Origin of the sequence: Sivoneniella epilithica UHCC 1019, assembly GCF_040830845.1 — a bacterium.
In the GTDB taxonomy this organism is placed as follows: Bacteria; Cyanobacteriota; Cyanobacteriia; order Leptolyngbyales; family Leptolyngbyaceae; genus ULC077BIN1.
Genome location: NZ_JBFPDP010000003.1, coordinates 151,453 through 177,142, shown reverse-complemented (window position 1 = coordinate 177,142; position 25,690 = coordinate 151,453). Strand labels below are relative to the sequence as shown.

18 protein-coding genes are annotated in these 25,690 nt (G+C 47.9%); 14 read left to right on the top strand and 4 right to left on the bottom strand.

The features are described 5' to 3' along the window. Positions 1–36 precede the first annotated feature (36 nt). Positions 37–363, bottom strand: a complete 327-nt coding sequence (locus AB3R30_RS03460; RefSeq protein ID WP_458647747.1) for a 2Fe-2S iron-sulfur cluster-binding protein — start codon at positions 361–363, stop codon at positions 37–39. Positions 364–465: 102 nt separating this feature from the next. Between AB3R30_RS03460 and cimA the strand changes: the two genes are divergently transcribed. The 3 genes from cimA (at position 466) to AB3R30_RS03445 (ending at position 4,608) form a co-directional block, all read left to right on the top strand. Then, on the top strand, positions 466–2,115 hold the full coding sequence (gene cimA, locus AB3R30_RS03455) for a citramalate synthase (RefSeq protein ID WP_458647746.1): 1,650 nt from the start codon (positions 466–468) through the stop codon (positions 2,113–2,115). A 550-nt stretch (positions 2,116–2,665) separates the two neighbouring features. Next, on the top strand, positions 2,666–2,791 hold the full coding sequence (locus tag AB3R30_RS03450) for a hypothetical protein (RefSeq protein WP_458647745.1): 126 nt from the start codon (positions 2,666–2,668) through the stop codon (positions 2,789–2,791). A 35-nt stretch (positions 2,792–2,826) separates the two neighbouring features. Further along, the gene (locus AB3R30_RS03445) at positions 2,827–4,608 is read left to right on the top strand and encodes a trypsin-like serine peptidase (RefSeq protein ID WP_458647744.1); all 1,782 of its coding nucleotides are present in this window, start codon (positions 2,827–2,829) and stop codon (positions 4,606–4,608) included. Between the two features lie 83 nt (positions 4,609–4,691). Here AB3R30_RS03445 and AB3R30_RS03440 read toward each other — a convergent pair whose 3' ends face one another. Then, positions 4,692–4,976, bottom strand: coding sequence for a DUF427 domain-containing protein (locus tag AB3R30_RS03440; RefSeq protein ID WP_458647743.1), 285 nt, complete (start codon positions 4,974–4,976; stop codon positions 4,692–4,694). A gap of 237 nt (positions 4,977–5,213) precedes the next feature. Between AB3R30_RS03440 and AB3R30_RS03435 the strand changes: the two genes are divergently transcribed. Both AB3R30_RS03435 and AB3R30_RS03430 read left to right on the top strand, forming a co-directional pair. Beyond that, a complete protein-coding gene (locus tag AB3R30_RS03435) occupies positions 5,214–6,515 on the top strand; it encodes a molybdopterin molybdotransferase MoeA (protein WP_458647742.1) in 1,302 nt (433 codons plus the stop codon). A gap of 33 nt (positions 6,516–6,548) precedes the next feature. Next, complete coding sequence (locus tag AB3R30_RS03430) at positions 6,549–8,417, top strand: glycosyltransferase (RefSeq protein ID WP_458647741.1); 1,869 nt, start codon at positions 6,549–6,551, stop codon at positions 8,415–8,417. Between the two features lie 17 nt (positions 8,418–8,434). Here the strand turns inward: AB3R30_RS03430 and AB3R30_RS03425 are convergent, their stop codons facing one another. Next, positions 8,435–10,837, bottom strand: coding sequence for a tetratricopeptide repeat protein (locus tag AB3R30_RS03425; protein ID WP_458647740.1), 2,403 nt, complete (start codon positions 10,835–10,837; stop codon positions 8,435–8,437). A gap of 399 nt (positions 10,838–11,236) precedes the next feature. Here AB3R30_RS03425 and AB3R30_RS03420 point away from each other — a divergent pair, with 399 nt between their 5' ends. The 8 genes from AB3R30_RS03420 to AB3R30_RS03385 all read left to right on the top strand — a co-directional run bounded on the left by AB3R30_RS03420 (position 11,237) and on the right by AB3R30_RS03385 (position 18,909). After that, positions 11,237–12,625, top strand: a complete 1,389-nt coding sequence (locus tag AB3R30_RS03420) for an LCP family protein (RefSeq protein ID WP_458647739.1) — start codon at positions 11,237–11,239, stop codon at positions 12,623–12,625. Beyond that, on the top strand, positions 12,622–13,131 hold the full coding sequence (locus tag AB3R30_RS03415) for a pentapeptide repeat-containing protein (protein WP_458647738.1): 510 nt from the start codon (positions 12,622–12,624) through the stop codon (positions 13,129–13,131). The genes AB3R30_RS03420 and AB3R30_RS03415 overlap by 4 nt, the downstream gene beginning before the upstream one ends. A gap of 408 nt (positions 13,132–13,539) precedes the next feature. Further along, on the top strand, positions 13,540–14,088 hold the full coding sequence (locus AB3R30_RS03410; RefSeq protein WP_458647737.1) for a hypothetical protein: 549 nt from the start codon (positions 13,540–13,542) through the stop codon (positions 14,086–14,088). Between the two features lie 124 nt (positions 14,089–14,212). Further along, positions 14,213–14,989, top strand: coding sequence for a DUF3153 domain-containing protein (locus AB3R30_RS03405; RefSeq protein WP_458647736.1), 777 nt, complete (start codon positions 14,213–14,215; stop codon positions 14,987–14,989). Positions 14,990–15,019: 30 nt separating this feature from the next. Then, complete coding sequence (locus tag AB3R30_RS03400) at positions 15,020–16,081, top strand: AI-2E family transporter (protein ID WP_458647735.1); 1,062 nt, start codon at positions 15,020–15,022, stop codon at positions 16,079–16,081. A 130-nt stretch (positions 16,082–16,211) separates the two neighbouring features. Continuing rightward, positions 16,212–16,568, top strand: a complete 357-nt coding sequence (locus AB3R30_RS03395; RefSeq protein WP_458647734.1) for a LapA family protein — start codon at positions 16,212–16,214, stop codon at positions 16,566–16,568. Positions 16,569–16,812: 244 nt separating this feature from the next. Then, positions 16,813–17,628, top strand: a complete 816-nt coding sequence (locus AB3R30_RS03390; protein ID WP_458647733.1) for a segregation/condensation protein A — start codon at positions 16,813–16,815, stop codon at positions 17,626–17,628. 99 nt (positions 17,629–17,727) lie between these two features. After that, a complete protein-coding gene (locus tag AB3R30_RS03385; protein ID WP_458647732.1) occupies positions 17,728–18,909 on the top strand; it encodes a sugar phosphate nucleotidyltransferase in 1,182 nt (393 codons plus the stop codon). A 54-nt stretch (positions 18,910–18,963) separates the two neighbouring features. On the opposite strand, the gene AB3R30_RS03380 is transcribed toward AB3R30_RS03385, so the two are convergent. Beyond that, entirely contained in the window at positions 18,964–21,045 is a 2,082-nt protein-coding gene (locus tag AB3R30_RS03380; RefSeq protein WP_458647731.1) for a TonB-dependent receptor plug domain-containing protein, read from the bottom strand. 400 nt (positions 21,046–21,445) lie between these two features. Here AB3R30_RS03380 and AB3R30_RS03375 point away from each other — a divergent pair, with 400 nt between their 5' ends. After that, on the top strand, positions 21,446–25,561 hold the full coding sequence (locus AB3R30_RS03375) for a PAS domain-containing protein (protein WP_458647730.1): 4,116 nt from the start codon (positions 21,446–21,448) through the stop codon (positions 25,559–25,561). Positions 25,562–25,690 lie beyond the last annotated feature (129 nt).

Sequence of the window (25,690 nt, the reverse complement as noted above, 5' to 3'; positions counted from 1 at the left end):
TTCAGTCTCCAGCCTAGATCGTTTGGATTTTATTTTCTATTGCAGAATCTCATCCTCTTGCCCCCAAAAGCCTTGATGCTTAAGCACCGTCAAGTCGCCTAATACCGCTACTTGACAAGACAGGCGACGATTTTTCTCTAAGGAATGAGGAGGCAAAGATAATCGTGCTTTTTCTCGCCAGCCCATTTCTGAAACCGCTCCTTCAATTTCAACAGCGCAGGTGCCACAGGTGCCAAGACCGTGACAGTTGACCGTATTAGCTGCACCGTTATACACGATCGCTCCATTTTTTAGCATAATTTGACGCAAATTTGCACCTGATTCACACTCAAACGTTTTACCCTGGGTTTTGATAGTTGGCATTGTGATGAACTCTGTTGTAGGTTTCCACTATTAGATTATCGTCTGGCAGACTTAGTTTCCTACAATAGAGGACGTTGCCAAAAACTTTACTGCTGCGCTGTCATGACTTCAGACCGCCGAATCTTGATTTACGACACCACTCTCCGCGACGGTGCACAACGGGAAGGACTTTCGTTATCCATTACCGATAAAATTCGGATTGCTCGTAGACTCGATCTCCTGGGTATTCCATTTATTGAAGGCGGTTGGCCCGGCGCAAATCCCAAAGATGTGCAATTTTTTTGGCAGATTCAAGAAGAACCCCTGACTCAAGCGGAACTGGTGGCGTTTTGCTCCACTCGTCGTCCTGGAGTGGCGGCTGCGGATGATGCCATGTTGCAACCTATTTTGGCAGCGGGAACTCGCTGGGTGACTATTTTTGGTAAATCCTGGGATTTACACGTCACAGAAGGCTTAAAAACTACGCTCGATGAGAACTTGGCGATGATTAGCGACACGATCGCCTATTTGCGTGCCCAAGGTCGCCGGGTGATTTATGATGCCGAACATTGGTTTGATGGCTATAAGCACAATCCAAGCTATGCGTTAGAAACCTTGAATAGCGCGATCGCGGCTGGCGCAGAATGGATCGTTTTTTGCGACACCAACGGCGGCACCTTGCCTCATGAAGTCTCCCAAATCGTTCAGGATGTCCTCCAACATTTCGACCACCCCTCACTCGTCACTCGTCACCCCTCACTCGTCACTCTCCAATTTGGCATCCACACCCACAATGATGCTGAAATGGCGGCAGCAAACGCGATCGCGGCAGTCATGCAAGGAGCCTGTATGGTTCAAGGCACGATCAACGGCTACGGCGAACGCTGCGGCAATGCTAATTTGTGTTCGGTCATTCCCAACCTGCAAACCAAACTAGGATTTTCTTGTATCGCCCCTGAGCAACTCGCGCAGTTAACCGACACCAGCCGATTTGTTAGCGAAGTGGTGAATCTGGCACCGGATGATCACGCGCCCTTTGTCGGGTTGTCTGCGTTTGCTCACAAGGGTGGCATTCACGTTAGTGCCGTGGAGCGCAACCCCCTAACCTATGAACACATGCAGCCAGAAGTGGTGGGAAATCGCCGCCGCATCGTCATTTCTGAGCAGTCTGGACTGAGTAATATCTTGGCAAAAGCCCGTAGCTTTGGAATTGAGCTAGAAAAACAAGACCCCACCTGTCGCCAAATTTTGCAGCGATTAAAAAATTTGGAAAGCGAGGGCTACCAGTTTGAAGCCGCCGAAGCCAGTTTTGAACTGCTGATGCGGGAAGCCTTGGGACAACGCCAGCCGCCCTTTGAAGTCAAAGGCTTTCAGATTCATTACGACATGATTTCAGGAAAGCAATTGCTCTGCGCTACTTCCATGGCAACCGTAAAAATTGCGGTGGGCGGCAAAGATATTTTGGAAGCGGCGGAAGGCAATGGTCCGGTAGCGGCAATGGATGCAGCCCTCCGAAAAGCGTTGGTCAACTTCTATCCCGAAATCGAATCCTTTCACCTGACCGATTACAAAGTGCGGATTTTGGATGGAGCGGCTGGCACCTCTGCCAAAACCCGCGTCTTGATTGAATCCAGCAATGGTCATCAGCGTTGGACTACGGTCGGCGTTTCCGACAACATTCTGGAAGCGTCCTATCACGCCGTGGTGGAAGGCTTGGAATATGGGTTGTTGCTACAAGCTCAGGTGCAAGAGGCTTTGACTTCCCAAGTCTGATGCAATTTTGTTGGGATTTCTGCTTGTAGGGGTAGTGCCTTGTGCCTACCCTCGCGGTGATGACGGGCAACCACAAGGGATTGCCCCTACGAGTTTTTATAACCAGATTCAATCATTCCAAACATGTTCTGACTATGTAAAAAATCGCTGACAAAATAGTCCGGATACTCAGGGAGATCACTGAAGAAAGGGGTAGTCAGGGCGGTAAGAGTCTGTCCCATAAAGCTTGAATTCATCCAAATCAATTGAGATAACCGCAAAACAGCGAGTTTGTCTGCTCAAAACCTAGCCTCAGCGAAGCATCCCCCCGGATACTTTACTGCGCTTCCGTGCGAGATCGCCATCTCTGCATCATGCGTTTCATCTGACTGCACTGCTGCTCCAGCAGGCAATTCACAACGAGCTTTCCCAGCGGACAGACTCACAGCTTTTTATGCAAACTTATTCTCCTGAAACCATCATGACAACAACCAACGACCTAAGCCGCTATAGCTCCGATGAACTGACACAAGAACTCAATCGCCGCACCACAAAAATTGGGGGGGGGTAGATGCCCGCCCCGCCTCAGTTTCAGCCTCCGCTAACGCCAACCCTCCCGTTCGCGCTGTTGACCATCTTATCTATGGCAATGACGATCGCAAAGACATTTACGAAATTCAAAACGCTGGCAGCTTAGATGATGCAGATAGTGTTGTTGCTATAGTTCCAACTTTGACTCCACTTCAGCTTTCTCAAGGATTTTTCGGAATCGTATTAAACGGGGATGGATCTTTTAGTTGGCGAATTGGACAATTCACTCAAGTACCTGATCCAGAAGCTCAAGATCCTGAATCTGCTCCGCCAGTAGATCTTTGTCCAACGGAGCAATTCTATGGTCAACCTACTCTTTCAATTGGTTCAGGTTTTCTAGTAGCACCAGATATCGTCGCAACGGCAGCACACTGCATTTATGTCGCAAACGAAAAGGAAAGTAAACTTGGAAGTGAAAGAAAGAATCTCTGTTTTGTTTTTGGTTTTCAAATGCAGGATGGAAATCGTCTTCAATCTCCAGAAAACTTTGAGATTTATGAGGCAGCTTATGTAATTGATTACCCCAGTTATGACGTTAGTTATAGAAATGGCAACCCCAAAGGCAAAGATACGGATTGGGCACTGGTTAAGCTGAATAAACCCGTTAGCAATCACCCTATCGTCTCTATCAGACATACCGGCAAAGTGCCTGATAAGCAGCCGCTTCATATTATTGGGCATCCTGTTGGATTACCGCTTAAGTGCGCCAATAATGCAAAGGTTCAGAACAACAATCCAACTGGTCACCCAGAAGCGGACAAAACGTTTTTCATTAACAATCTGGATGGTTTTGGCGGTAATTCTGGTTCACCAGTATTTAACAGCCAAACTCACGTTGTTGAGGGAATCAATGTGGCAGGACCGTCTGACTTTAAAAAGTTGAGAGAAAATAGCAAAGAATGCGTTCGTATTAACTGGCGACCAGATTCAAAGGGTCTTCAAAACTGCACAAGAACCACTGAATTTGCCTCAAGATTAATGCAAAGCGTTTGGAGCGGGTTCAAGCCGATACCGGGACTGATTGGAACTGAAAATCAAGGGGGCGATGTTGCAGTTACAGATCTCAATGGAAATCGTAAACCAGATTTAATTGTGTTTCATGTTCAGAATCCTGAAGGGGAGAACAAAGCCTATTATCAGATTGGTCGAGATCTCAACGAGAATGGTGATGTAACAGGCGGCTGGAGTCCGTTTATTCAAGTGCCAGGGCGGTTTGGACACAATACGGAAGAGGCTGGAATTGCGGTCATAGAGAAGAAGAATGGTCGTCCTGATTTGGTAGTCTTCCACATTGAGAAAACTCCCGGCGGCAACTGTGGCTTCTACCGAATTGGCTGCGACCTCAAGGAAAATGGCGAAGCCACTAGATGGACTCAGCCGATCGCAATGCCCGGAAGATTAGGCACCTCCACTCAAGGGGCTGGAATTGCGGTGACAGATCTTTCAGGCAATGGCAAACCTGACCTAATTGCTTTTTTCATTGACAATCCTGAAGGCGAGAACAAAGGCTATTACCGAATTGGTCGAGATTTGGATGCGAATGGTAAGGTTACGGGAGGCTGGAGCGAGTTTCTCAGGGTTCCGGGCTGGTTTGGCGCTCACAATCAGGGCGCGGGAATTGCAATTACGGACGTGGTGGGCAATGGTCGCCCCGATCTGATTGTCTTCCATCTAGACAATCCTGCTGGCGGCAACACGGGTTACTACCGTATCGGGCGCGATTTGGATGCTTGGGGTAATGTGACGGGCGGCTGGAATGAAATTAAGGCTTTGCCTGGATTCTTTGGGTCTGAAAATCAGGGGGCTGGCATTACAACGGCTTATCTGAATGGCAATACACATCCTCACATGATTGTTTACCGCATTGATAATCCCGTTGGAGGCAACAAGGGGTCTTACCGCACGGGGTGGATTTTGCCCTAGGCGCTGATTAGGCGATCGCTGAAGACTATTGCCACATCTGTTTAATGATGGATTAGGCATAATCTCAGCGATCGCTCGTTGGTTTACACTTCCACCTTTACGCCTTTCCAGAAGGCAATATAGCCTTTGATATTTTTCGCTGCATCCTTTGGCTCTGGGTAATACCAGGCAGCATCTTTGTTGGTCTGCCCATCTACCACCACGTTGTAATAGCTAGCAGTGCCCTTCCAGGGGCAACCCGTGTGGGTGTTACTTGGCTCAAAATAGTCTGGGTTAATCGAGTCGGCTGGAAAGTATTGATTGTTTTCAACCACTTCGCAGTGGTCGCTTTCGGCAAGGATGGCACCGTTCCAAATCGCTTTCGGCATGGAAAATTATCTCGTTGCATAGTTCGCCTTTAGCCTATCGAAAGGGGCTGGTTCTGACAAGGCGATCGCAGTGGCAACGGATGAATAGGGTAGACACAAAGATCCTTGATAAATCAGGAACAACGGATGGTTGATTTGACCGTTTCTCGCACTGGATAGCTGATAAGATCGTCCGCAGACCATAAAGCAGATAGCCCGTTTCTAATGCCTTTTTAAGTTCTGTCTCCCATTTTTTTTATGCTGCCAGTCAACCAAGCTGAACAAATCATCTTAGATCTTGTCCAGTCGCTTGATCCGGTGCAAGATGGGGAAACGCTGAGCTTGATGGATGCAGTAGGGCGAATTTTGGCGGAATCGATCGCCAGTTCACTCGATTTTCCCCATTGGGATAATTCGGCAATGGATGGATACGCGGTGCGGTATGCCGATGTGAAAGCATGTACGGCGGCAACTCCGGTAACGTTGGCAATTGTGGAAGAGATTCCGGCAGGGTATCAGCCGCAGAAAATAATTCAACCGGGGCAAGCAGCGCGAATTCTAACGGGTTCGGTGATGCCAGCCGGGGCAGATACGATTGTGATCCAGGAAGAGACGCAGCGAGAGGGCGATCGCGTGATGATTTTTACCACACCTCAACCCCAGGCATTTGTCCGCGATCGCGGTGCCTATTATCGGGCAGGCGAACCTTTGCTTACCCCAGGGTTGCGATTGCAGGCGGCTGAAATTGCGGTGTTAGCGGCTGCTCAATGTGCCCAGGTTGCGGTTTATCGTCGCCCCAAGGTTGCCATTCTTTCCACGGGTAGCGAACTCGTTGCGATCGATCAGCCGTTACAACCGGGGCAAATTGTAGATTCCAATCAGTATGCACTCGCAGCGTTGGTTGCCCAAGCTGGCGCGGAACCAGTGTTGCTAGGCAGGGTTCCCGATCAACCAGAAGCGTTGAAAGCCGCCATGCAACAGGCGATCGCGGCGGCTGATATGGTGCTGTCTTCCGGTGGCGTTTCCGTGGGGGATTATGATTATGTCGATGAAATATTGGCAGCATTGGAAGCCACTATTCATATTCGGGCGGTTGCTGTGAAACCTGGAAAACCCCTGACTGTAGCAACGTTTGACAGGATAGGGAATAGGGAGCAGAACGCAGGAAAAGAAGCTCTTTCTCTCAGCCTCCAGCCTCTAGCCTCTAGCCCTTTGACTATTTATTTTGGGCTTCCTGGCAATCCGGTTTCAGCGTTGGTCACCTGCTGGCGATTTGTGTTGCCTGCTCTGCGAAAATTATCGGGTTTGCCTGCACCTTGGCAGCCAGAATTTATCTGGGCGCGATCGCTGAATACTCTCAAATCAGACGGGAAGCGCGAATCGTATCTGTGGGGTAAGTTGCGGCTGGTGAAGGGGGAGTATGAATTTGAGGTAGCGAGTGGTAGCCACAGTTCGGGAAATTTGATTAATTTAGCAGGAACCAGTGGATTGGCAGTTATCCCGTTAGGAGAAACTCAAATTGCAACTGGCGATCGCGTGCAAGTGTTGCCCATCAGGTGATAATTCTAAAATCTCCCATTCCAAACTTCCATTATGATGAACTCTTTTTCCATCATTGTTCCGGTCTACAATTGCGAAAAGGTGATTGTCAGAACCCTAGAAAGCATTGAAACCAGCGTTAATTTTTTCTATGAATATGCTGATCCAGAACGACAAATCACCTCGGAAATTGTTTTAATTAATGATGCTTCTGAAGATGAATCTTCAGCCGTAATTCAAGACTATATTCGTGAGAAAAATAACTATCAATTTATTGAACATGCTAAAAGTTTAGGGGCTGGACCTGCTAGAAATATTGGTGCCAAAATTGCGAAGGGAGAAGTCATCTTTTTTATGGATGGTGATGATCTTTTTTACCCAGAGCATGTGTTTGTTTGCTTAAAGGTCTTAGGGCATCAGTCCGATCTGGGAACACCCAACGCTTTTACAATTCCTGGTAGTAATCCCCCTATCAAAATTGAGTTGCCGCCTGAACCCGTTGGGATTGTAAAAACCGGAATTGCGACTCAAGATAAGCTACATCCCTATTGGAAAGCGGCGATCGAAAATGGGGCACCCATCAACTTTTGTCTTTGGAAAGTGTGCCATGAATTTGTGGAAGGGTATCCTGAATCGGCGATATATAAACGGATTGGGCGAGAAGATATTCCTTACTACTCTTGGTTGCTGAAGTTCTTTAAAATCTATCGAATCAATTTAGATACTACAGAATATATTCGCTATCCTAATAACAATCTCGATCGCCAAATCAAAAAATTCCAAACTTCTCCAGAACTCTGTCAGCCTGAACCTGTGAAACCTGAAGATCGAGAGTTCTATTTATTAGCGAATAAGCTGGAAGAAGAACGGCTAAAGTATTTGTTTGAAAAAGTTGGTGTGTTGCAAAGCGATCGCATTCCAATGCAGTGGATGAACTGGCAAGCACTAGCTCAAGAGTTTTTAATGCAGCAAAAATATTCACAAGTCCTCTTTTTATGTGAAAAAGGCGTAAAAGAAAATCCCGCTGCGGCGACCCAAGTTAGTCAGTTTCTAGCTGTGTCTTATAACAATTTAGGCTCTGCCCAACAGCAGCAAGGAAATCTTGAAGAAGCCTCTACCTTTTTCAAGAAAGCGATTCAAGTTAATCCCAATTTAGCTCCATCCGATTTAGCCCGAATTCATTTTAATGTCGCAAGTGTTTTAAAGGCTCAAAACAATCTAGATGAGGCGCTAACTTATTTGCAAAAATCAGTTGAATTAGATGCAAATTTAAGCCCAGCAGTTTCTGAGCTTGCTTACACTCAATACACGCTACATAATCAGCAGCAAGGCTATCAGTTTTCTCAAGATTGGTTTAGTCATAACTTACTGATTTGGGAGCAGTTTTTATACCCATTGAAAGGACTTGCAAACCTCCGAATTTTAGAAATTGGCAGTTGGGAAGGACGCTCAACCTGTTGGTTGTTAGAAAACATTGCTACCGATTCTGCTGCTCGAATTACCTGCATTGATACTTTTGAAGGCAGTATTGAACATGCAGTGATGGTGGATCAAACAGTCTTGAAAACGATTGAACAGCGGTTTGATTGGAATCTTGAAAAAACAGAAGCTTCTGAAAAAGTGAGGAAGGTGATAGGCAAATCTCAAACCGTACTGCGATCGCTGATTCCCAATACTTATCATTTAGCTTATATCAATGGGTCTCACATTGCTAGCGATGTTTTGGAAGATGCCTTACTCACTTGGCGATTAGTAAAAATTGGCGGGTTCATTATCTTTGATGATTATGGATTTGTGTTTGCGCCAGAAATTACCGAAGATCCACCCAAAGTAGCGATCGATGTGTTTCTCAAGCTTTTTCAAAAGAAGATTAAATTAGTCCACCAAAGCTATCAAGTTATTCTCGAAAAAGTTGCTGAATAGATAAAGTGGCTTTGAAATTAATGCGAGGTTTCCCTGACCAATAATTTATCGTTGTTCCCAAAAGTAAGGGTTTTGTGCAGTTTTTCGAGGGCAGCAAGGGCTTGGCGATGATGGGCAGTATTGCCTTGGTTTGAAAATAGCTGGATGGCTTGGCGTAAGTCGTGGATTGCCTCCGATCTCTGTCCAATTTTGGCGCAGGCAAGCCCACGATAAAAGTAGGCGATCGCGTCTTCGGGGTTAAGGCGAATTACTTCGGTGTAGTCTTGAATGGCTCCTAATTTATTTTGTAACCGAGTCCGTGCCAAGCCTCGATAGAAGTAAGCAGGTGCATAGTCAGAGTTCAGGTGAATCGCGTAGGCATAATCTTCGATCGCATCTAATTTATCGCCCAACTCTGCCCGGATAAAGCCCCGGTTACAGTAAGCAACAAAGTTTTCAGAATTTTGCTGAATGGCTGCATCTAAATCGGCGATCGCGCCTGCTTTGTCGCCGTGGTCATAGCGGACTAGGGCGCGGTTGTTATACGTGATATCATCGTTGGGATCGAGGCGTAATACTTCGGTGTAGTCGGCGATCGCGCCGGGATAGTCGCCCAAATCGTAGCGCGTAGAGGCACGATTGAAGTAAGCTTCCGTATCGTCTGCGTCCAGTGTTGGATTATCGAAGCGGTCAATTAAGCCTTGAACTACGCTGGAATCGGTCGTGCGTAACCCCACTGCCGCCGCCGGAAAAACGGCACTGGCGATGGCGATCGCGGGGGTTCCTAAAATAGCATAAGCGCGATCGCAGACCAAAAAGTGTTCATGAGTTCCCAGCACCTTAAAGCGAAACTGGTCAGGATATTGCTTTTTTAACGCCATTAATTGATTCAGCGTCGTGTATAAAAAGCCTTTGTCTGTTGAGTTGACGACCCGACGGCGATCGATGGGGCGAGACAAATGGAGATCGTGGGTATTACCCAAATGTCCCCAGCCAATATCTAAACAGCCCTTCTGTGCCAAAAACTGCTGTAGCTGCTGCATCATAGCATCATCAAAAATCGCCACTTCTGGAAAAGGATAGACCATCACCAGCCGAGCCTGAGCTTGTTTGAGCGCTGCTTCTAGCATGGCGCGGCTGGTTAAATGAGGCGAGTTGCTTTCATCGGTTTGCTGCTCTTGAACATCAAACACAAACTCATAGCCAGGAGCGAGATTGCTAGTATCTTCTTTTTGCTGCAAATGAGTGACAGTAGTTTCTGCCCATTCCACGCGAGTGGCTAAATATTTGACCTCGTTTTGAAGAGCGCTGGTGTCTAATAAATGGGGCAGTCGTTGTACCGAATCGCGTAATTGCTGATGTTGCTGATCAAGATCGTGCGATCGCTGGTGTAAGCCGACTAATTGCTGCTGCACTTGATCGAGTTGGGTAGCCAGTTCTCCTTGTAATTCTGCTTTTAACTGGGTGAAATCCTCGGTGGCAAGTTGATTCAGCCGTTGTTCTAAGGTGTGGATGGTGGTTTGCAAGGTCGTCAGTGTGGCTGAAACATCAGAAACATCAGAGTTTACTTGCTGGGCAACTTCCACATTCACGACCTTAGCAGTTGTTACGTCTAGTTGCTTCTTCAAAATTGTGGTTGCCAGCTTCAAGGGCGCGATCGCCTGCTCCATATAGCTACCTTGCTGAGCCACTTTATCAATTTGCATCTCTAGGCGAGAAAGATCGCGTCTGGTTGCCATTTCGCCCACCATTTTGATTAATGCCTCCACGTCTTGTTTAAGGGCATTGGCATCAAAAGGCGCAGGCAAATGATTCAGCCGACGATTGATATGGCTAATCTGATCTTGCAGGGTGCGATAGTGTCCCAACTTTTGCTGAGGCTCCATTTGCTGAAGAATGCTCCGCAGTTGAGTAAGCTCAGCTTTGAGTTGCTCAATATCAGGTTGCCAATTAGTTGGCTGTTTGGCTGGAGTGAGCCGCACTAAGGACTCCCGAACTCCTGCCAAAGAATTATCCAAAGCGGCGTGCTGCCGTTGTAACTGATCCATTTCTTGCCTGAGCGATCGCCATTCGGGTTTGGTAATTTCTTGTTGCAGCCGCGAAATGCTAGTCGATAGATCGCTATAGAGAGCTTGATTTTTCCCTTGCAAATCTTTCCGTAAATTGGCAAGATTAAGCGCACTCGGTAATCCTTGAATCTGCTGCTGCATAAGGTTCAGGGTGCCTGATAGTTTTTCATCTAGCTGGGCGATCGCGCTATCAATTTCAGATTGAGACTCTTGCTCCAACCGACGATGATTCAGAGTATTGAGCAGGAGTAAGGCTGAAACTGGAGCCGCCGTGTATAACAGTTGCTGGGAAACAGCCGTTGCCACGGAGCCGACTCCGGAGCCAACCAGCATAACGGACTCTGCAAGATTAAGCCAATGACGATTTTTCACAGCGGTTGCTTGCCTGAAGTAAGACGGCTGAATTAAAGTTTTAAGCTGGAATTTATATCCCCTTTCAACCCTTTTTCAGAGATTCAGCGTCTAATCAGGAAAGAGATTGATTAGAATGGCGATCGCTAACAGGAATCGGATAGGCAGAATCCAGCAAACAAAGCTAAGCAAATAGTTCAATCTTTTCTAGAATTTACGGAAATATCTAAATATCTGATGTATCGCTGCTGGGGCTTTCAATTTTCAAGGCTGTCGTTTTCTGTCGTTTTATAGAGCAGTCAGAGTCAACAGCAGGGTATAATCTCGAAAAGTTTACATATCGCAAAGTTCAGTATTGGCAGTTCAGTATTGGCATTGAATGAGACGGGATTGCAAGCATTAAGTGGGATAGGAGTAGCTGTGAAACAAATTGATACTAATAGTGGGCAAACTGAAGTCAAATCAAATTTATCATCGCTGCAATTGGCTAATCAGAATCAAAAAACCCCTCAGCAAGTGCCCCTTGTATCTTCCCAGTCATCCCAACGCCCTTCTACCGCTAGCTGGCTTCAAAAAGCTTTTGCCTTAGGCATTGTGACTATTGCCTCTACAACTATTGGGTTAACGGCTGCGCTTTTGCTGCCTTTACCTATGGGTTTAGTTGCGGAAGATAAAGCTGCTAAATCGCTCGATTTGTGGCAGTTTGGCATGGGCTACCAGGTTTCTCGTCCAGTGAATATTTTGGTCATGGGCATCGATCTCGTCCCCACTGCAACACCGGGATCTCGTGAAATATTTAGTGGTCGGAGCGATACAATGCTGCTGCTGCGGGTTGATCCCGATACTGATTCCATTAGCCTGTTGTCGATCCCGCGTGATACTCAGGTTGAAATTGCCGGAGTTGGCACTACAAAAATTAATGATGCGAATGTCCAAGGAGGGGCTACTCTAGCGGCTCGGACTGCCAGCAGTGTGTTGAATGGGGTTCAAATCGATCGCTACCTGCGCGTTAGTACCGACGCATTTAAAGAATTAGTAGATCTTATGGGTGGCGTTGAAGTGTATGTGCCTAAACCCATGGTTTATGAAGACAAGACTCAAAAGCTCAAAATCAATCTATCGCCTGGAAAGCAGGTTTTGAGTGGTGCCCAAGCGGAACAGTTTGCTCGGTTTCGCACTGATGATCTAGGAGATATTGGGCGAGTACAGCGTCAACAAGCGCTTTTAAAGGCGTTGCGAAAGCAATTGACGAGTCCTACGGTGATTCCGCGTATTCCTGGTCTGGTGCAGGTAATGCAGAAGTATATTGATACGAACTTGACCGTGGAAGAAATGCTGGCATTGGTGAGTGCGGGGCGGAAGTTGGGCGAAGGCAACTTTAAAATGGTGATGTTACCAGGGCGGTTTAGCGCGCCGGATGAGTTTAGAGCTAGCTACTGGATTCTAGACCCGACTGGGCGCGATCGCGTCATGCAGCAGTACTTCAACATCGATCCGCTATCCCCCTCCTTGGAAGGTGATACCTCTGCCGCTCTACGAATTTCAATTCAAAATGCCTCTCGTAACCCGAATGCCGCCTCTCAGTTAAGCCAGCGTTTGATAGCACTAGGCTTTTCAAATGTATTTATCACGTCCGATTGGGCAGATAAACAAGCCAAAACTCAGGTTATTGCCCAGCGCGGAGATCTTCAGGCTGCCCAAATGCTACAACAACAATTAGGGCTGGGTACGGTTGATGCAGATTCTACAGGCGATTTAGAAGCAGATATTACGATTCGCGTGGGTGATGATTGGGGGAACGTGAAATGATTCAGGGATTGCGAAAAATGATGGTGGTTTTAGGAGCGATCGCTCTGGCATTAGTCTGGATTTTGCTCAGCGCCCAGCCTGCCTTTGCCGAGGGAGGTAAATTTACTGGATTTACCAACGCCCAACTCGCAAACCAAGATTTTTCCAATCAAGATCTATCGGGCGGAAATTTTGTCTCTTCCGAAATGCGCGGCGCGAATCTCAGTGGAGCCAACTTGACCAACGCCATGTTTACAAAAGGTAATCTGCTAGGAGCGAATCTCTCCGGCGCTAATTTATCCTGGGCACTGGTCGATCGCGTCACGCTGTATAAAACCAACCTAACCAATGTTAACTTTACGGGAGCGACACTTTCCAACAGCATTTTTGAAGAAGCCGATATTACGGGAGCCGACTTTACGGATGCCATTGTCGATCGCTATACCGTCGCCCAACTCTGCAAACGCGCCGAGGGTATTCATCCACTCACCGGCATTTCAACCAGAGAAAGCTTAGGCTGCCGCTAGTAGTATGCTGCTGGTACTGTTAGGAACGTTCCCATCGCAGAATCGTTGAATGGGATTTGTCAAACGAGCGTCCGGTTGCCCGCACCCCCAATCCTTCTGTTCGCACACCGATAGCGGCTGAAATTAGGCTCACAGGAGTTCTCATCCTTGCCATTGGGGTGTGCGTTGGCTCGTTAAAGCGTTTCTACACCTGCCATAAGTATCGCTGCTGAACGCTTTGGTCTTGCATTTTGACTTTCCCGTTGCTCACGGTTTTCTGACTCTGGCAATGAAGACATTTCATAAGTTAGGAAGCACACATCATAACCATTAGACCAATCACCCTTTAGAAAACCACTCCCGTTGACTTTAGTTGCACATCAGGTAGAGATCTTAAAATAGAGGGATTCTTTGTGAAAAACAATCTATATGACAGCAGATTCAGACAATTCTGAGGTAGAGCAAACCTTTCAAGCGGCGCAGAGTGCCTTTGACCGGGGAAATTATCGCGAGGCGACAGCGGGTTTTGAGCAGACACTAGCCTTGGTAGCTCCTAATTCCATTTTGGGTGGTGAGGTGCAGATGTGGCTGGTGACGGCATATCAGGCGAAGGGGCAAATGAGTGATGCGATCGCCCTCTGCAAAAAATTAACCCATCACCCCGATTTGAAAACGCGCAAGGAAGCCAAACGGGTTCTTTACATTTTGGAAGCACCTAAGCTGAAATCTCGCCCAGAATGGCTAACTCAAATTCCAGATTTAACGGGATTGTCGGAAAGCGAAATGGGCGATCGTCAGACCAAAGGCACAGCAAAAATTTTAGCAAAACCGCTTGCCTCTAAGCCCAAACCTACCCCGATTGTTGAACCTGTAGACCGCAGCCAAGTCAATACAAAAGATAACCAATTTGTTTGGGTTGCGCTAATAGCCGTTTTAATCGTATTAGGCAGTGTAGTGTGGACGGGATGGAGTGCCTAAGCATCGGACTTTAGCATTCAACTTTTTAGGTTCAGGTTTTTACGTTCAAGACTTTTAGGTTTAGGGTTAAGATACGCCGAAGCAGGCGATCGCACCGCATCAATCAGCAACAGGAGACATGCTCGTGCAACTCAAAAAATGGTTAAACTTCATTCGGACTAGCTGCTGCTTATTGCTCCTGTCTATCTCCCTATCTGGCTGCATTGACTACGACACAACCATTCACTATCGCAGTCCTAACCAAGGAGAGTTTGTGCAGCATATTCAACTCAGCGAACGGCTGCAACCCCTCAACAGTGAAGTACAGCAGCGCTGGATTGAAGCCATTGAGCAAACTACACGCAAGTTGGGCGGCAAACTCCAGCGCAACGCTGATGGGCTTTCAGTGGCGATTCCTTTTATCAGTAGCGCCGATCTTGAGAAGAAATTTAATCAGTTCTATAACGGTCTGGGGCAATCTATGCGGGTAGCTGCCGATAGCAGTATTCCGTCTGTGGCGGGGCATTTAGCCATTCAACACAGCAATTTTCTTTTGATAGAGCGCAATCGACTCCGGTATGAGATTGATTTGCGATCGCTGGGTGTCCGGTCTACAACGGGTGATGTGTTAGTCAGTCCCACATCGTTAATTACCCTCGAATTCAAGCTCGATACCCCCTGGGGATCTCGCAGCAATGCCAATCTGGAAACCCTCAAGCCGCGATCGCTCAAGGGTGGCAAGACACTTATTTGGACCTTAATTCCCGGTGCGGAAAACTGGATAGATACCACCTTCTGGATGCCCAACCCTCTTGGTTTAGGCAGTGTTGCTATCCTACTTTTCGTGTTGCTCGGTAGATTTTTCAAATATCCCCAAACCTCCGAAATTCTTCACCCCCCGCCTCAGCAGCCCTCTCTTTAGCCTGCTCCTGCCCTTTTACTCAGCGCTCCAATGCGACGTTTTCCCGACCTGCAACGCCTTCTAATTCTGGGTTTGAGCGGTCCTATTGTAGCCTTGAACATCTGGCTAATTAGCCAAGTATTTCGCTACTTTGAAGGGCTGATTACGCTCCTGGTTGCTTCAGCCATCCTGGCATTTTTGCTCAATTATCCCGTGCGATTGTTTCAAAAAATTCACCTGGCTCGGAGTCAAGCAGTCACGATTGTTTTGTTTCTCACGGTCACAATTTTAGTTATCGCAGGCGTGACCTTGTTGCCCGTGATTGTGGAGCAAACAACCCAGCTTCTCAGTCGGATTCCAGATTGGCTAGAAGCCAGTGCCAAAAATTTGCAGGCGCTAGATTTGATGGCAAAAGAACGCAGTCTACCATTGGATTTGCAGGGATTTAGCCAGCGGATTAACGACCAAATTCAAAGTCAGTTAAACCCCTTAGCACAACAGGCGGTGGGGTTGGCATTAGGAACCTTAAATTGGATGCTGAGCAGTACTTTTCTGCTGGTTTTGGCGTTCTATATGCTTTTGGATGGCAATCGTCTTTGGCGCGGCGCACTTAATCGGTTGCCTCAACAGTATGGAGTGGCGATCGGCAACTCGCTACAGAACAACTTTCATAACTTTTTTATTAGCCAAATTTTGCTGGCGGTGTTCATGATGGTGGCACTGCTACCCATTTTTCTTGCCCTCCAAGTGCCGTTTGCGTTGCTGTTCGTGGTGCTAATTGGAATTTCTGAAATTATTCCTTTGGTGGGTCCAGCGTTAGGAATTGGGCTGGTGTTAGTGTTGTTATTGCTACAAAATCCTTGGATGATGGTTCAAGTGGCGATCGCAGCCACCATTTTTCAACAAGTTCGGGATAATATCCTTGCCCCAAAACTAATGGGCGACTTTACCGGACTAAATCCCATTTGGATTTTCATCGCGCTACTGATTGGGCTGCAAATTGCAGGTTTTCTCGGAATTGTCGTCGCCGTCCCGATCGCTGGCACCATCAAAGGCACGCTAGATGCAATTCATGAACAGTCAGCACTGCCGTGGCAAGAGAATAGGGAATAGGAGGACGAAACTCAAAACTCACCCACCCCCTCGCCACTCCTTTAAAGAATTGATCACTCTCAGCTATTTGTTGCCTGTCTCTGGTAAAACTTTTATCAGCAGGATTGAGTAGATTTGAACAGCAAGAGATATGAAACAGGTTAATTTTGTCGTCATTTTTGTGATTTGTTTGGCGTTGGTTCTATTCGGCATCGAAAATACGGAGCTTGTGCCGATTCACATCGTTAAAGATATTCAGTTTCAGGCACCTCTATCAATCGAGTTGATTTTGGCAATGGGAATTGGGGCAGTGCTGGCATGGGTGTTTAGCGTGTGGACTCGGCTGCAACGGATGGTGGAAGTGGGTCAAGATATCCGCATTCGGGAAGACCGGATTCAAGCCCTCGAAAAAGATGTGGAGCATTATAAAGCCGAAATTGAACAGCAGCGTCTACTACCAGCGGCTCAGTCTGATTCTCAAACTACTGAAGCGGAGTTCGTGAGTTAGCCACTTCATTTTGCGTATCTTGATTGATGGAGTCCGGTGAAGAGGCTTTGGACTATCAAGTTGGACGGATCAACGAACTGTTGCGATCGCGCTTCCATACGTTAGGATTCAACCATGTCGGCTGTTGATTTGATTACTCCATTAAACTTATGGAGCTTGTGGGTGCCTCTGGTGCTGTTGAGCTTCATCTTGCTTGCCGCCCTTTGGTTTGTCCGAATCTCTTTGCGATAGGTCGTTGTAATTCATGACCGTTTCTTTAGCAGAAGACGCGATCGCCCTGTTGATCGATATGGCAGAACAAGGGGAAATTGACCCTTGGGATGTAAACGTGATTGAGGTCATCGATCGCTTTTTGAATCAACTGCCTACTGTGGTCAGTGGGCAAGAGCCTTACGAAAAGAATCTGTCTTCTTCAGGGCAGGCTTTTTTGTATGCGTCCATGCTGGTATTGCTCAAAGCCGATAATCTGATTCAAGCCGACCCCGCGATCACTGAAGAGCATCATCCAGACGATGAGGAGATGCCGGAAGATACCAGTAGTGGACTGCCGCCTCATCTGGAGCGCCAAATCCGTCGCCGTGCCGTTGCCCAACCTCCCCAGCGTCGCCGGGTCACGTTAACCGATTTGATTGAGCAATTACGCACGATCGCCCAAGCCTTAGACGATCCATCGCCTCGGAAGCGCTTTCAACGTCCAGCCGCTCAGTCGCGATCGCAAGCAGTGCGTGCGATCGCCCAGCTTGCCCACCAAGAAAATCTCTCTGAAATGGCGGCAACGCTAGAAAAGTTTTTTGATGAACACGCGACCACCCTCGCCTCCCAAGGCTGGCTCGATTTTGAACTGCTGTTAGACCTGTGGGCACAGGCGCAACCCGCTGACAATTATCAATCTGACGCACAGCATCCACCCAAGCGCGATCGCGTGGGTATCTTTTGGGCATTGCTCCTGCTTTCTGCCCAATCCAAAGTAGAACTTTCCCAGGAAGAGTTTTACCAAGACTTAAAAGTTCGACCCCTGACCTTTAATGCTGACATCCTCCCTATAGATGGGTTAGCTTAAGTGAAAACTAGGGCATCTCACGGTCTACATGCTTCATGGATGAAGCGTTTAGGTAAATAGACGGTTAAAATTTAAGGGCTGAGGATTGAGAGGAGTACTATGAAAGCCATGATTTTGGCGGCGGGTAAAGGCACACGTGTTCGTCCCATTACTTACACGATTCCCAAGCCGATGATTCCGATCTTGCAAAAACCAGTGATGGAGTTTTTGTTGGAACTACTGCGGCAGCATGGGTTTGACCAAATTATGGTAAACGTTAGCCATTTAGCCCATGAAATCGAAGGATATTTTCGGGATGGGCAGCGATTTGGCGTACAAATTGCTTACTCATTTGAAGGCTATATTGACCAAAATGGTGAGTTACAGGGAAAAGCCATTGGGTCGGCTGGAGGGATGCGTCGGATTCAGGATTTTTCTCCTTTTTTTGATGACACGTTTGTAGTGCTGTGTGGAGATGCACTGATTGATCTAGACCTGACTGCTGCTGTGAAATGGCATAAAGAAAAAGGCTCGATCGCCACTATTATCACCAAAACCGTTCCGCTCGAAGAAGTGTCTAGCTATGGCGTAGTGGTGACGGACGAAAATGGCAAAATCAAAGCGTTTCAGGAAAAGCCAAAGATTGAAGACGCGCTCAGCACCAACATCAACACGGGGATTTATATTTTTGAACCCGAAGTGTTAGATTACATTCCCTCTGACGTAGAGTTTGACATTGGCGGTCAGTTATTCCCAAAACTAGTAGAGACAGACGCTCCGTTCTACGCGATTCCCATGGATTTTGAATGGGTCGATATTGGGAAAGTGCCTGACTACTGGCACGCCATTCGCGCTGTGCTGTCGGGTGAGGTGAAAAATGTGCAAATCCCTGGACGTGAAATTGCACCGGGTGTATATGCAGGACTAAACGTTGCAGTTAATTTGGATAAAGTTAACATTCAAGGTCCGGTTTATATTGGCGGCATGACCCAAATTGAAGATGGCGCAACGATTATTGGTCCGACCATGATTGGTTCAAATTGCTGGATTTGTAGCGGGGCGATCGTAGAAAATAGCGTAATTTTTGATTATTCTCGTTTGGGTGCAGGCGTGCGGCTGGTGGATAAACTGGTTTACGGGCGCTATTGCGTGGATAAGACGGGAGCCACGATCGATGTGCAAGCAGCATCCTTAGACTGGCTGATTACCGATCGCCGTCAAGAGTTGCCCTCTCAGCCACCGATGGAAGGACAAGCGATCGCGGAGCTACTCAAAACCGATGGCAGAATTATTGGCGTTTAGGGTTAAAAACCTGGGTTAAAAACCTGGGTTAAAAACCTGGGTTAAAAACCTGGATCAAAAACTTGCCGATACCCCAACCCTAAAGGTCAAACCCGGCTGATAGATCCGGTTGACTTTTTCATAGCTCACGTTTGCTAGATTTTCGAGATAGAGCAGAAATGCAACATTTTTAACAATGGGAATCCGGGCATTTAAATCCAGGTTGAGCCACGAGGGAGAAAAATCTGTAGAACTCACACCCGCGTCGGTGAATAGGGCGCGGCGAGAACCACTGTTGTAGCTGGCGTAGAGATTCACTTGCCAACCGCTGTGATCATAGCCAAAACCCAATTGCCCCACCGAGAAGGGAACGGTGCTGAGTTGTAGCCCTTTTTCGGCTCCTGATTCAATCCGCGCATCGGTGTAGGTATAGTTTGCCAGGGCTGAAAATTGGGGCGTAATTTGCCAGCGGACAGCAGCTTCAAACCCATTCGTATTCACAAGATTGATGTTTTGCCACTGACCCGCAACAATACCCAGGCGATCGCTGAGGCTATTGCCAAAATAGGTAAACTGGGCGCTGACTGCACGAGACAGATTGACATCCATCCCCACTGTCCAGGCAGAACCAATTTCTGGTTTTAAATTCGGGTTTGGCTGCCAGCCGTGAACCGTGTCATAGAGGTAAAGCTGATCGAGTCCGGGAATACGGCGAACTGAAACAAAGCTACTGCGAATTGCGATCTCTGGGGATAACTCCCACCGAATCCCGGCGCTGGGGTCGAGTGAACTGCCGTATTCGCTGTTAAAATTTTGGCGGAGTCCTAACTCAAATTGAACGTTGTCGAGAATCTTAAACGTGTTGAGGATAAATAGAGCCGTATTGGTGCGATCGCGATTCTCCACCTCGTTAAACCGAATCCGTTGCGATAAATTGCTCAGCGTTTCACCTTCAAACTGTTCGTTTTTCAAATCAATGCCATAGCGCAGATTATAGATCGGCGCAACTTGCCAGTTATGTTCCACTCTGGCAGTTAAGCCCCGCGCATCTAGTGTGCCTTGGCGAAAGAAGATATTTTGCGTGGGACCGAAAGTATCGAAATAGTCGCGATTAAAGCCGAGGGTTGCCGTCACGATCGAATCATCGCCACCGCCCACCAAGGCTCTCCACGATAAACCCATGTTGAGCGCGTCGTGATTCAGGCGATCGCGCTGGAGGGGAAAGCCAAAATACATCAACCCTTTACGGCTGGTAATTTTGTAAGTGTCTAAGCTGATGGTATTTCTGGGATCAATTTTGTAAGACAGCCTGCCATAGTAGTTATCAAACCGAGTATCGCCGTTGAATAAGCGTCCATCATCGCCCCGGTTTGCCGCCCCTTTGGGAACTGGATAGTCATTTTCTGCCTGAAAGCGCTCGTAGGCAAAGGCATAGCCGAGATTGCCAACGCCACCGGATACCCCACCTCGATAATTTTGCCGTCCATAGGAACCCGCTTGCGCCAGCACATTGAATTTTGGCGATCCGCTGGTGGGGTCTTTGGTGATGATGTTGACTACGCCCCCAAATGCCTCGGAGCCGTAGAGTGTAGCTGCTGTGCCGCTGGATAATTCAACGCGATCGATTCCGCCCGTGAGCAGCGTATTCAGGTCAGTTGCGCCGTGATAAGTGTTGATGTTGCTGTTAATCGATCGCCCATTTAGCAGAAAAATATTTTGGTTGAGTGTGGTGCCTCGATAGTAAAAGCCGGTGTGAATGTCGGCACCAAAACCCGTATCGTTGATGGCAAATCCGGGCAGGTTTTTTAGAACTTCGTTGACGCTAAACGCCCCTTGCTTGTCGATTTCTTCCCCAGTGATTGTATAAACCGGAGACGAGCCGACAGGCTTTTTTTGTCCTTCAACCACGACTTCCTCTTCCGTGTCGTCTTCTGAAGGAGTTGGGATTGCTGGTTGTGCCTGAGTTAGTGAACCTTCTAACGATGATGGAGTCTGCAATAGTTGAGCGCGGGTTGAAGGCAAACTCTGGCGATATTGGTTGAGTGGAATAGCGGTAGGTGATCGCTCCAGTTCAGTTTGAAGAGGTTCGGCGATCGCGTTTAGCATCATCCCCTCGCCTAAGAAGACCGCATTCGTCACCAACAATAATAATTTCATAGACCCTAATTGCGAAAGGCTCACACCAAATTGCCTCGACTTCTGCTTTGTAGTCGCTATTCGTCAAAGGCTGAATAGGCGTTTTCATTCTCAATTAAGTGTTCTGTTCCGTCAAAAGACGACCTGTCAAACTAGATAGGCTAAAATTTTTGGGTTCCGTTGTCATACCCCAGAGATTGCTCGGCTATAGCGTGATTTGTGCCGCCAAAGAATTCTGTGAGCAGCGATCGCAGTATCCGATCTCAGTCTAAAGGTTCTGTAAGTGATGGTGTAAACGTGATAGTCACTTTAAAGTACTGAAAATTTGGCTCATCAAATGTCAAAAATTTGAGAGGTCATAGGCAATACTGCTTGTCGCAATCAACGCTAATTCCAGTCGAATTTTGAGTAAGGCAGAGAGATGAGCGATCGGAGACGAGATGGCAATAAGCAAGAAAATCCGCTGCTTTTCTATGGCGTAGCGCTTGTCTCTGTGGGGCTGGCATTGGGGATCATGCTACTCCTAAAGCACTGGCTTCAGCCAACCACAACGCCTCTATTTTTTGTGGCGGTAATGGTGAGTGCTTGGTATGGTGGCTGGCGGGCAGGACTATTGGCAACGGCTTTATCTACGCTAGCAATCAACTACTTCTTTATCGAGCCACTCTATTCGTTCCATTGGATTGGGGCTGGAACTGTCGTCCAGGTGGGGGTGTTTTTATTGGTGGCGGGGCTGATTAGTGCGCTGAATCAGTCGCGGCGCAGTGCATTACAGAATACCCGCAGGAGCTTAGAGGCGCTCAAGGAAACGATGGATCGAGAGCAAGTGCTGCGGCGAGAGGCAGAAACCGCCAAGCAGCAGGCTGAAAGTATTATGTCGAGCATTAATGATGGACTGGCGGTAATTGATCGCGATTGGGGTTTTACCTACGTCAATGATCAATATTGCGAGATGGTAAAAATACCGCGATCAAGGTTTTTGGGTGAAAGCATTTGGGACATCTTTCCTGATGTGGTAGGCACTGAGTTCTATCACCAACTGCACCAATCCATGACTGAGCAAACGCCTACTCAATTTGAATATTTCTATCACACTAGCAACCAGTGGTATGAAAATCGAGTGTACCCATCGCCCGATAAGCTGACGCTGTTTACAGTCGAAATTACCGATCGCAAGCGCCAGTCTTTTTTGCTCCTTGAGCAAAAAAGACTGCTAGAACTAACCGCTTCTGGCTACTCTTTAGATGAATGTCTCTCAGCCGTGTGTACCGCAATCTCTCGCCTGAGTCCGGGTAGCCGCGCCTGTTTTTTGCTGACTGATGCGGTAAGGATGGTATTTGATCGCTCCATCACTCCAGAGTTCGCTCCATCTCTGGGTCAAGGGCTAAAAGATGCCCCAATTAATCAGCTTGCGATCGGCACCTGTGGCACAGCGGTCTATTGCAGCGAATCGGTTACCTGTACGGATATTGCCAAGGACGATCGCTGGTCGCAAGAGTGGCGTGATTTGTGTCTGGTGCATGACATTTTAGCCTGTCATTCTGCGCCCGTGTTTGACAGCTATAATTCGCCCTTGGGTTCTCTAATGCTATGTTTTAGCGAAGCGCGATCGCCCACGGATTGGGAACGTCAACTGGCTGAATTTGGGACTCAAATTGTCAGCATTGTGTTTGAGCGCGATCGCTCCAGCCTGACTCTGCGCCAATCTGAAGCAAAATACCGCACGTTGTTTGAGTCGATGAGCGAAGGATTCGCACTGATCGAAATGATATTCGATGAAAACGGCGCAGCAGTTGATTTTCGTTACCTGGAAGTCAATCCGGCGTTCGCACTTCTGACTGGAATCGAAGCCGCAACGGGCAAACGCATCAAAGAACTGGTGCCGAATCTTGACCCGCTGTGGCTGGAAAATTACGGGCGGGTGGCGCTGACGGGTGAGCCAATTCGGATTGAAAATCAGATTGTTGAATTGAATCGCTGGTTTGAAGTGTATGCGTTTTGCGTGGGCGACGAAACGAGCCACAAAGTGGCGTGTCTTTTCTTCAACACAACCGATCGCAAACAAGCCGAAGCTGCTTTGCAAGAGAGTGAGGAACGATTCCGCGCCTTAGCTGACAACATTGCCCAATTTGCCTGGATGACAGATGAGAACGGGTGGATTTTCTGGTACAACCAGCGCTGGTTTGACTATACGGGCACCACTCTGGAGGAGATGCAAGGCTGGGGTTGGCAAACAGTGCATCATCCAGAACACGTCGATCGCGTGGTTGAGCATTTTCGCCATTGCCTTGAAACGGGCGAAATTTGGGAAGACACGTTTCCTTTACGCGGCAAAGATGGAGAGTACCGCTGGTTTCTCTCGCGGGCGCTGCCAATCCGAGATGAACAAGGCAGGATATTGTGCTGGTTTGGAACCAACACAGATATTAGCGATCGCAAGCAAATCGAAGAAACCCTACGGCAACGAGAAACAGAACTGCGGCTAGTCACCAATGCCGTCCCCGCTTTGATATCGTTTATTGACTCCGATCAACGTTACCGCTTTAACAGTCAAGAATACGAAGAATGGTTTGGACATCCAGCGACGGAAATCTATGGCAAGCATATGCAAGAGGTGTTGGGTGAGGCTGCCTATGCAGAGATTCGTCCCCATGTTGAGCAAGTCTTGGCAGGACAGCAGGTGACGTTTGAGAGACAGGTGCCTTACAAAGAGGGTGGCACCCGACATGTGAGTGCTACCTATGTGCCTCGCTTGAATTGTCAGGGAGTCGTTGAGGGCTTTGTGGCACTAGTTCACGATATCAGCGATCGCCACCAAGCAGACAAACGGCTACATCTGCTGTATGAGACGACCCGCGATTTACTCGCCACCCAACACCCCCTGGAATTGCTGAACAACTTGTTCAGCAAGCTCTCAACCCAGCTAGAGTTGCAGTATTACTACAACTACATGATTGAGGAGAAAGACAACCGCTTGATGTTGCACCTGAGAAACTATGGGGGAATCTCTGAGGAAGCGGCTCAGTCGATCTCCTGGCTTGAATTGGGTCAACATCTTTGTGGATTGGTGGCACAAGAACATCGTCAAATTGTCTTCAATCAGGAGCAAATCTCCACCCATCCCAGCGCCCAGCTAATCTGCTCAATCGGCATCACTGCCTATGCGGGACAACCATTGATTGTGCAGGGACGGCTACTAGGGACGCTCTCGTTTGCCAGTAGCACCCGGACTTGCTTTACCTCAGAAGAAATTGACCTGCTGCAATCTACCTGTGAACAGATGGCAATCGCCCTCGATCGAGCAGCCCTCATTGACTCTATGCAGCAGCAAGCCGAACAGTTGCAGCAAGCCAACCGGATTAAGGATGAGTTTTTAGCTGTGTTGTCTCATGAATTGCGATCGCCGCTTAACCCGATTCTGGGTTGGTCGAAGCTGCTCCGGAGTGGCAAGCTAGACGAAACGAAGACAGCCCACGCCTTAGCCACTATTGAACGAAACGCCAGATTGCAATCAGACCTCATTGAAGACTTGCTGGATATTTCCCGAATTCTTCAGGGCAAATTCAAGCTCAATATCAGCCCGGTTCATTTAACTACCACGGTTCAATCGGCGATCGAAACCGTGCGCCTTGCCGCAGAAGCCAAGGAGATTGAGTTGATATTTGAAACCAATCCCAATCTGCAAATGCTGGGTGATTCGACTCGTTTGCAGCAAGTTTTGTGGAATTTGCTTTCTAATGCAGTCAAATTTACCCCACAAAGCGGTCGGGTAGAAGTGCGGCTAGAGCAGGTAGAAATTGCGAATGTCAAATGTCGTTCGCGTAGCGCCTCCGCAGGAGATATGTCGAATAAAGACCCTTCGCACTTCGCCCAAATCAAGATTAGCGACACGGGCAAAGGGATTCATCCTGATTTTCTTCCTCATGTTTTTGACTATTTTCGTCAAGCCGATAGCACTACCACGCGGCAATTTGGCGGGTTAGGGTTAGGATTAGCGATCGCACGTCAAATTGTGGAACTGCACGGCGGCTCCGTTTGGGCAGAAAGCCAAGGTGAGGGACTAGGAGCTACGTTTACAGTCAGGTTGCCGCTGATACCGCGAGAGAATGGTAGCCAGCCGCTCGGTATGCCGTCCGCCGCACCCTATACCCCCCATTTACCCCTCGCTGGTTTGCAAATTTTGGTCGTAGACGACGAAGCTGATTCACGGGAGTTTGTTGTTTTTGTATTAGAACAAGCGGGTGCAACCATTCACATTGCAACCTCGGCGGGTGAGGCGCTTACAGCATTGGCTGACTGTAATCCAGCGGTGCTGGTGAGCGATGTGGGAATGCCGGATATGGATGGCTATATGCTGATTCGGAAAATTAGAGAGTTGCCCCAAGCGCAAGGGGGACAGGTTCCTGCGATCGCGCTGACTGCCTATGCTGGAGATGGAAATCAGCAGCGGGCGCTGGAAGCCGGATTTCAGCAACATGTGACCAAACCTGTGGAACCAGAAACTTTAGTCGGCGCGATCGCCAGCTTAATTAGGTGACTTATATTGATGTGGTGATTTGTATATCAGTTTATTTGAGTTTTTAATTGAAGTTGTCTTAAAGTCATCGGTAACTCTAAAGTTATACATTCTTTATCTCCTAAATCTTTCTTTAGGACTACTTTTTGT

What these genes read in the sequence shown, in the direction of transcription:
- AB3R30_RS03410 (WP_458647737.1), top strand. Translation starts at nt 13,540, where the DNA reads ATGACAGCAGATTCAGACAATTCTGAGGTAGAGCAAACCTTTCAAGCG.
- AB3R30_RS03395 (WP_458647734.1), top strand. Translation starts at nt 16,212, where the DNA reads ATGAAACAGGTTAATTTTGTCGTCATTTTTGTGATTTGTTTGGCGTTG.
- AB3R30_RS03400 (WP_458647735.1), top strand. Translation starts at nt 15,020, where the DNA reads ATGCGACGTTTTCCCGACCTGCAACGCCTTCTAATTCTGGGTTTGAGC.
- cimA (WP_458647746.1), top strand. Translation starts at nt 466, where the DNA reads ATGACTTCAGACCGCCGAATCTTGATTTACGACACCACTCTCCGCGAC.
- AB3R30_RS03385 (WP_458647732.1), top strand. Translation starts at nt 17,728, where the DNA reads ATGAAAGCCATGATTTTGGCGGCGGGTAAAGGCACACGTGTTCGTCCC.
- AB3R30_RS03380 (WP_458647731.1), bottom strand. Translation starts at nt 21,045, where the DNA reads ATGAAATTATTATTGTTGGTGACGAATGCGGTCTTCTTAGGCGAGGGG.
- AB3R30_RS03460 (WP_458647747.1), bottom strand. Translation starts at nt 363, where the DNA reads ATGCCAACTATCAAAACCCAGGGTAAAACGTTTGAGTGTGAATCAGGT.
- AB3R30_RS03390 (WP_458647733.1), top strand. Translation starts at nt 16,813, where the DNA reads ATGACCGTTTCTTTAGCAGAAGACGCGATCGCCCTGTTGATCGATATG.
- AB3R30_RS03440 (WP_458647743.1), bottom strand. Translation starts at nt 4,976, where the DNA reads ATGCCGAAAGCGATTTGGAACGGTGCCATCCTTGCCGAAAGCGACCAC.
- AB3R30_RS03450 (WP_458647745.1), top strand. Translation starts at nt 2,666, where the DNA reads ATGCCCGCCCCGCCTCAGTTTCAGCCTCCGCTAACGCCAACCCTCCCG.
- AB3R30_RS03415 (WP_458647738.1), top strand. Translation starts at nt 12,622, where the DNA reads ATGATTCAGGGATTGCGAAAAATGATGGTGGTTTTAGGAGCGATCGCT.
- AB3R30_RS03430 (WP_458647741.1), top strand. Translation starts at nt 6,549, where the DNA reads ATGATGAACTCTTTTTCCATCATTGTTCCGGTCTACAATTGCGAAAAG.
- AB3R30_RS03435 (WP_458647742.1), top strand. Translation starts at nt 5,214, where the DNA reads ATGCTGCCAGTCAACCAAGCTGAACAAATCATCTTAGATCTTGTCCAG.
- AB3R30_RS03375 (WP_458647730.1), top strand. Translation starts at nt 21,446, where the DNA reads ATGAGCGATCGGAGACGAGATGGCAATAAGCAAGAAAATCCGCTGCTT.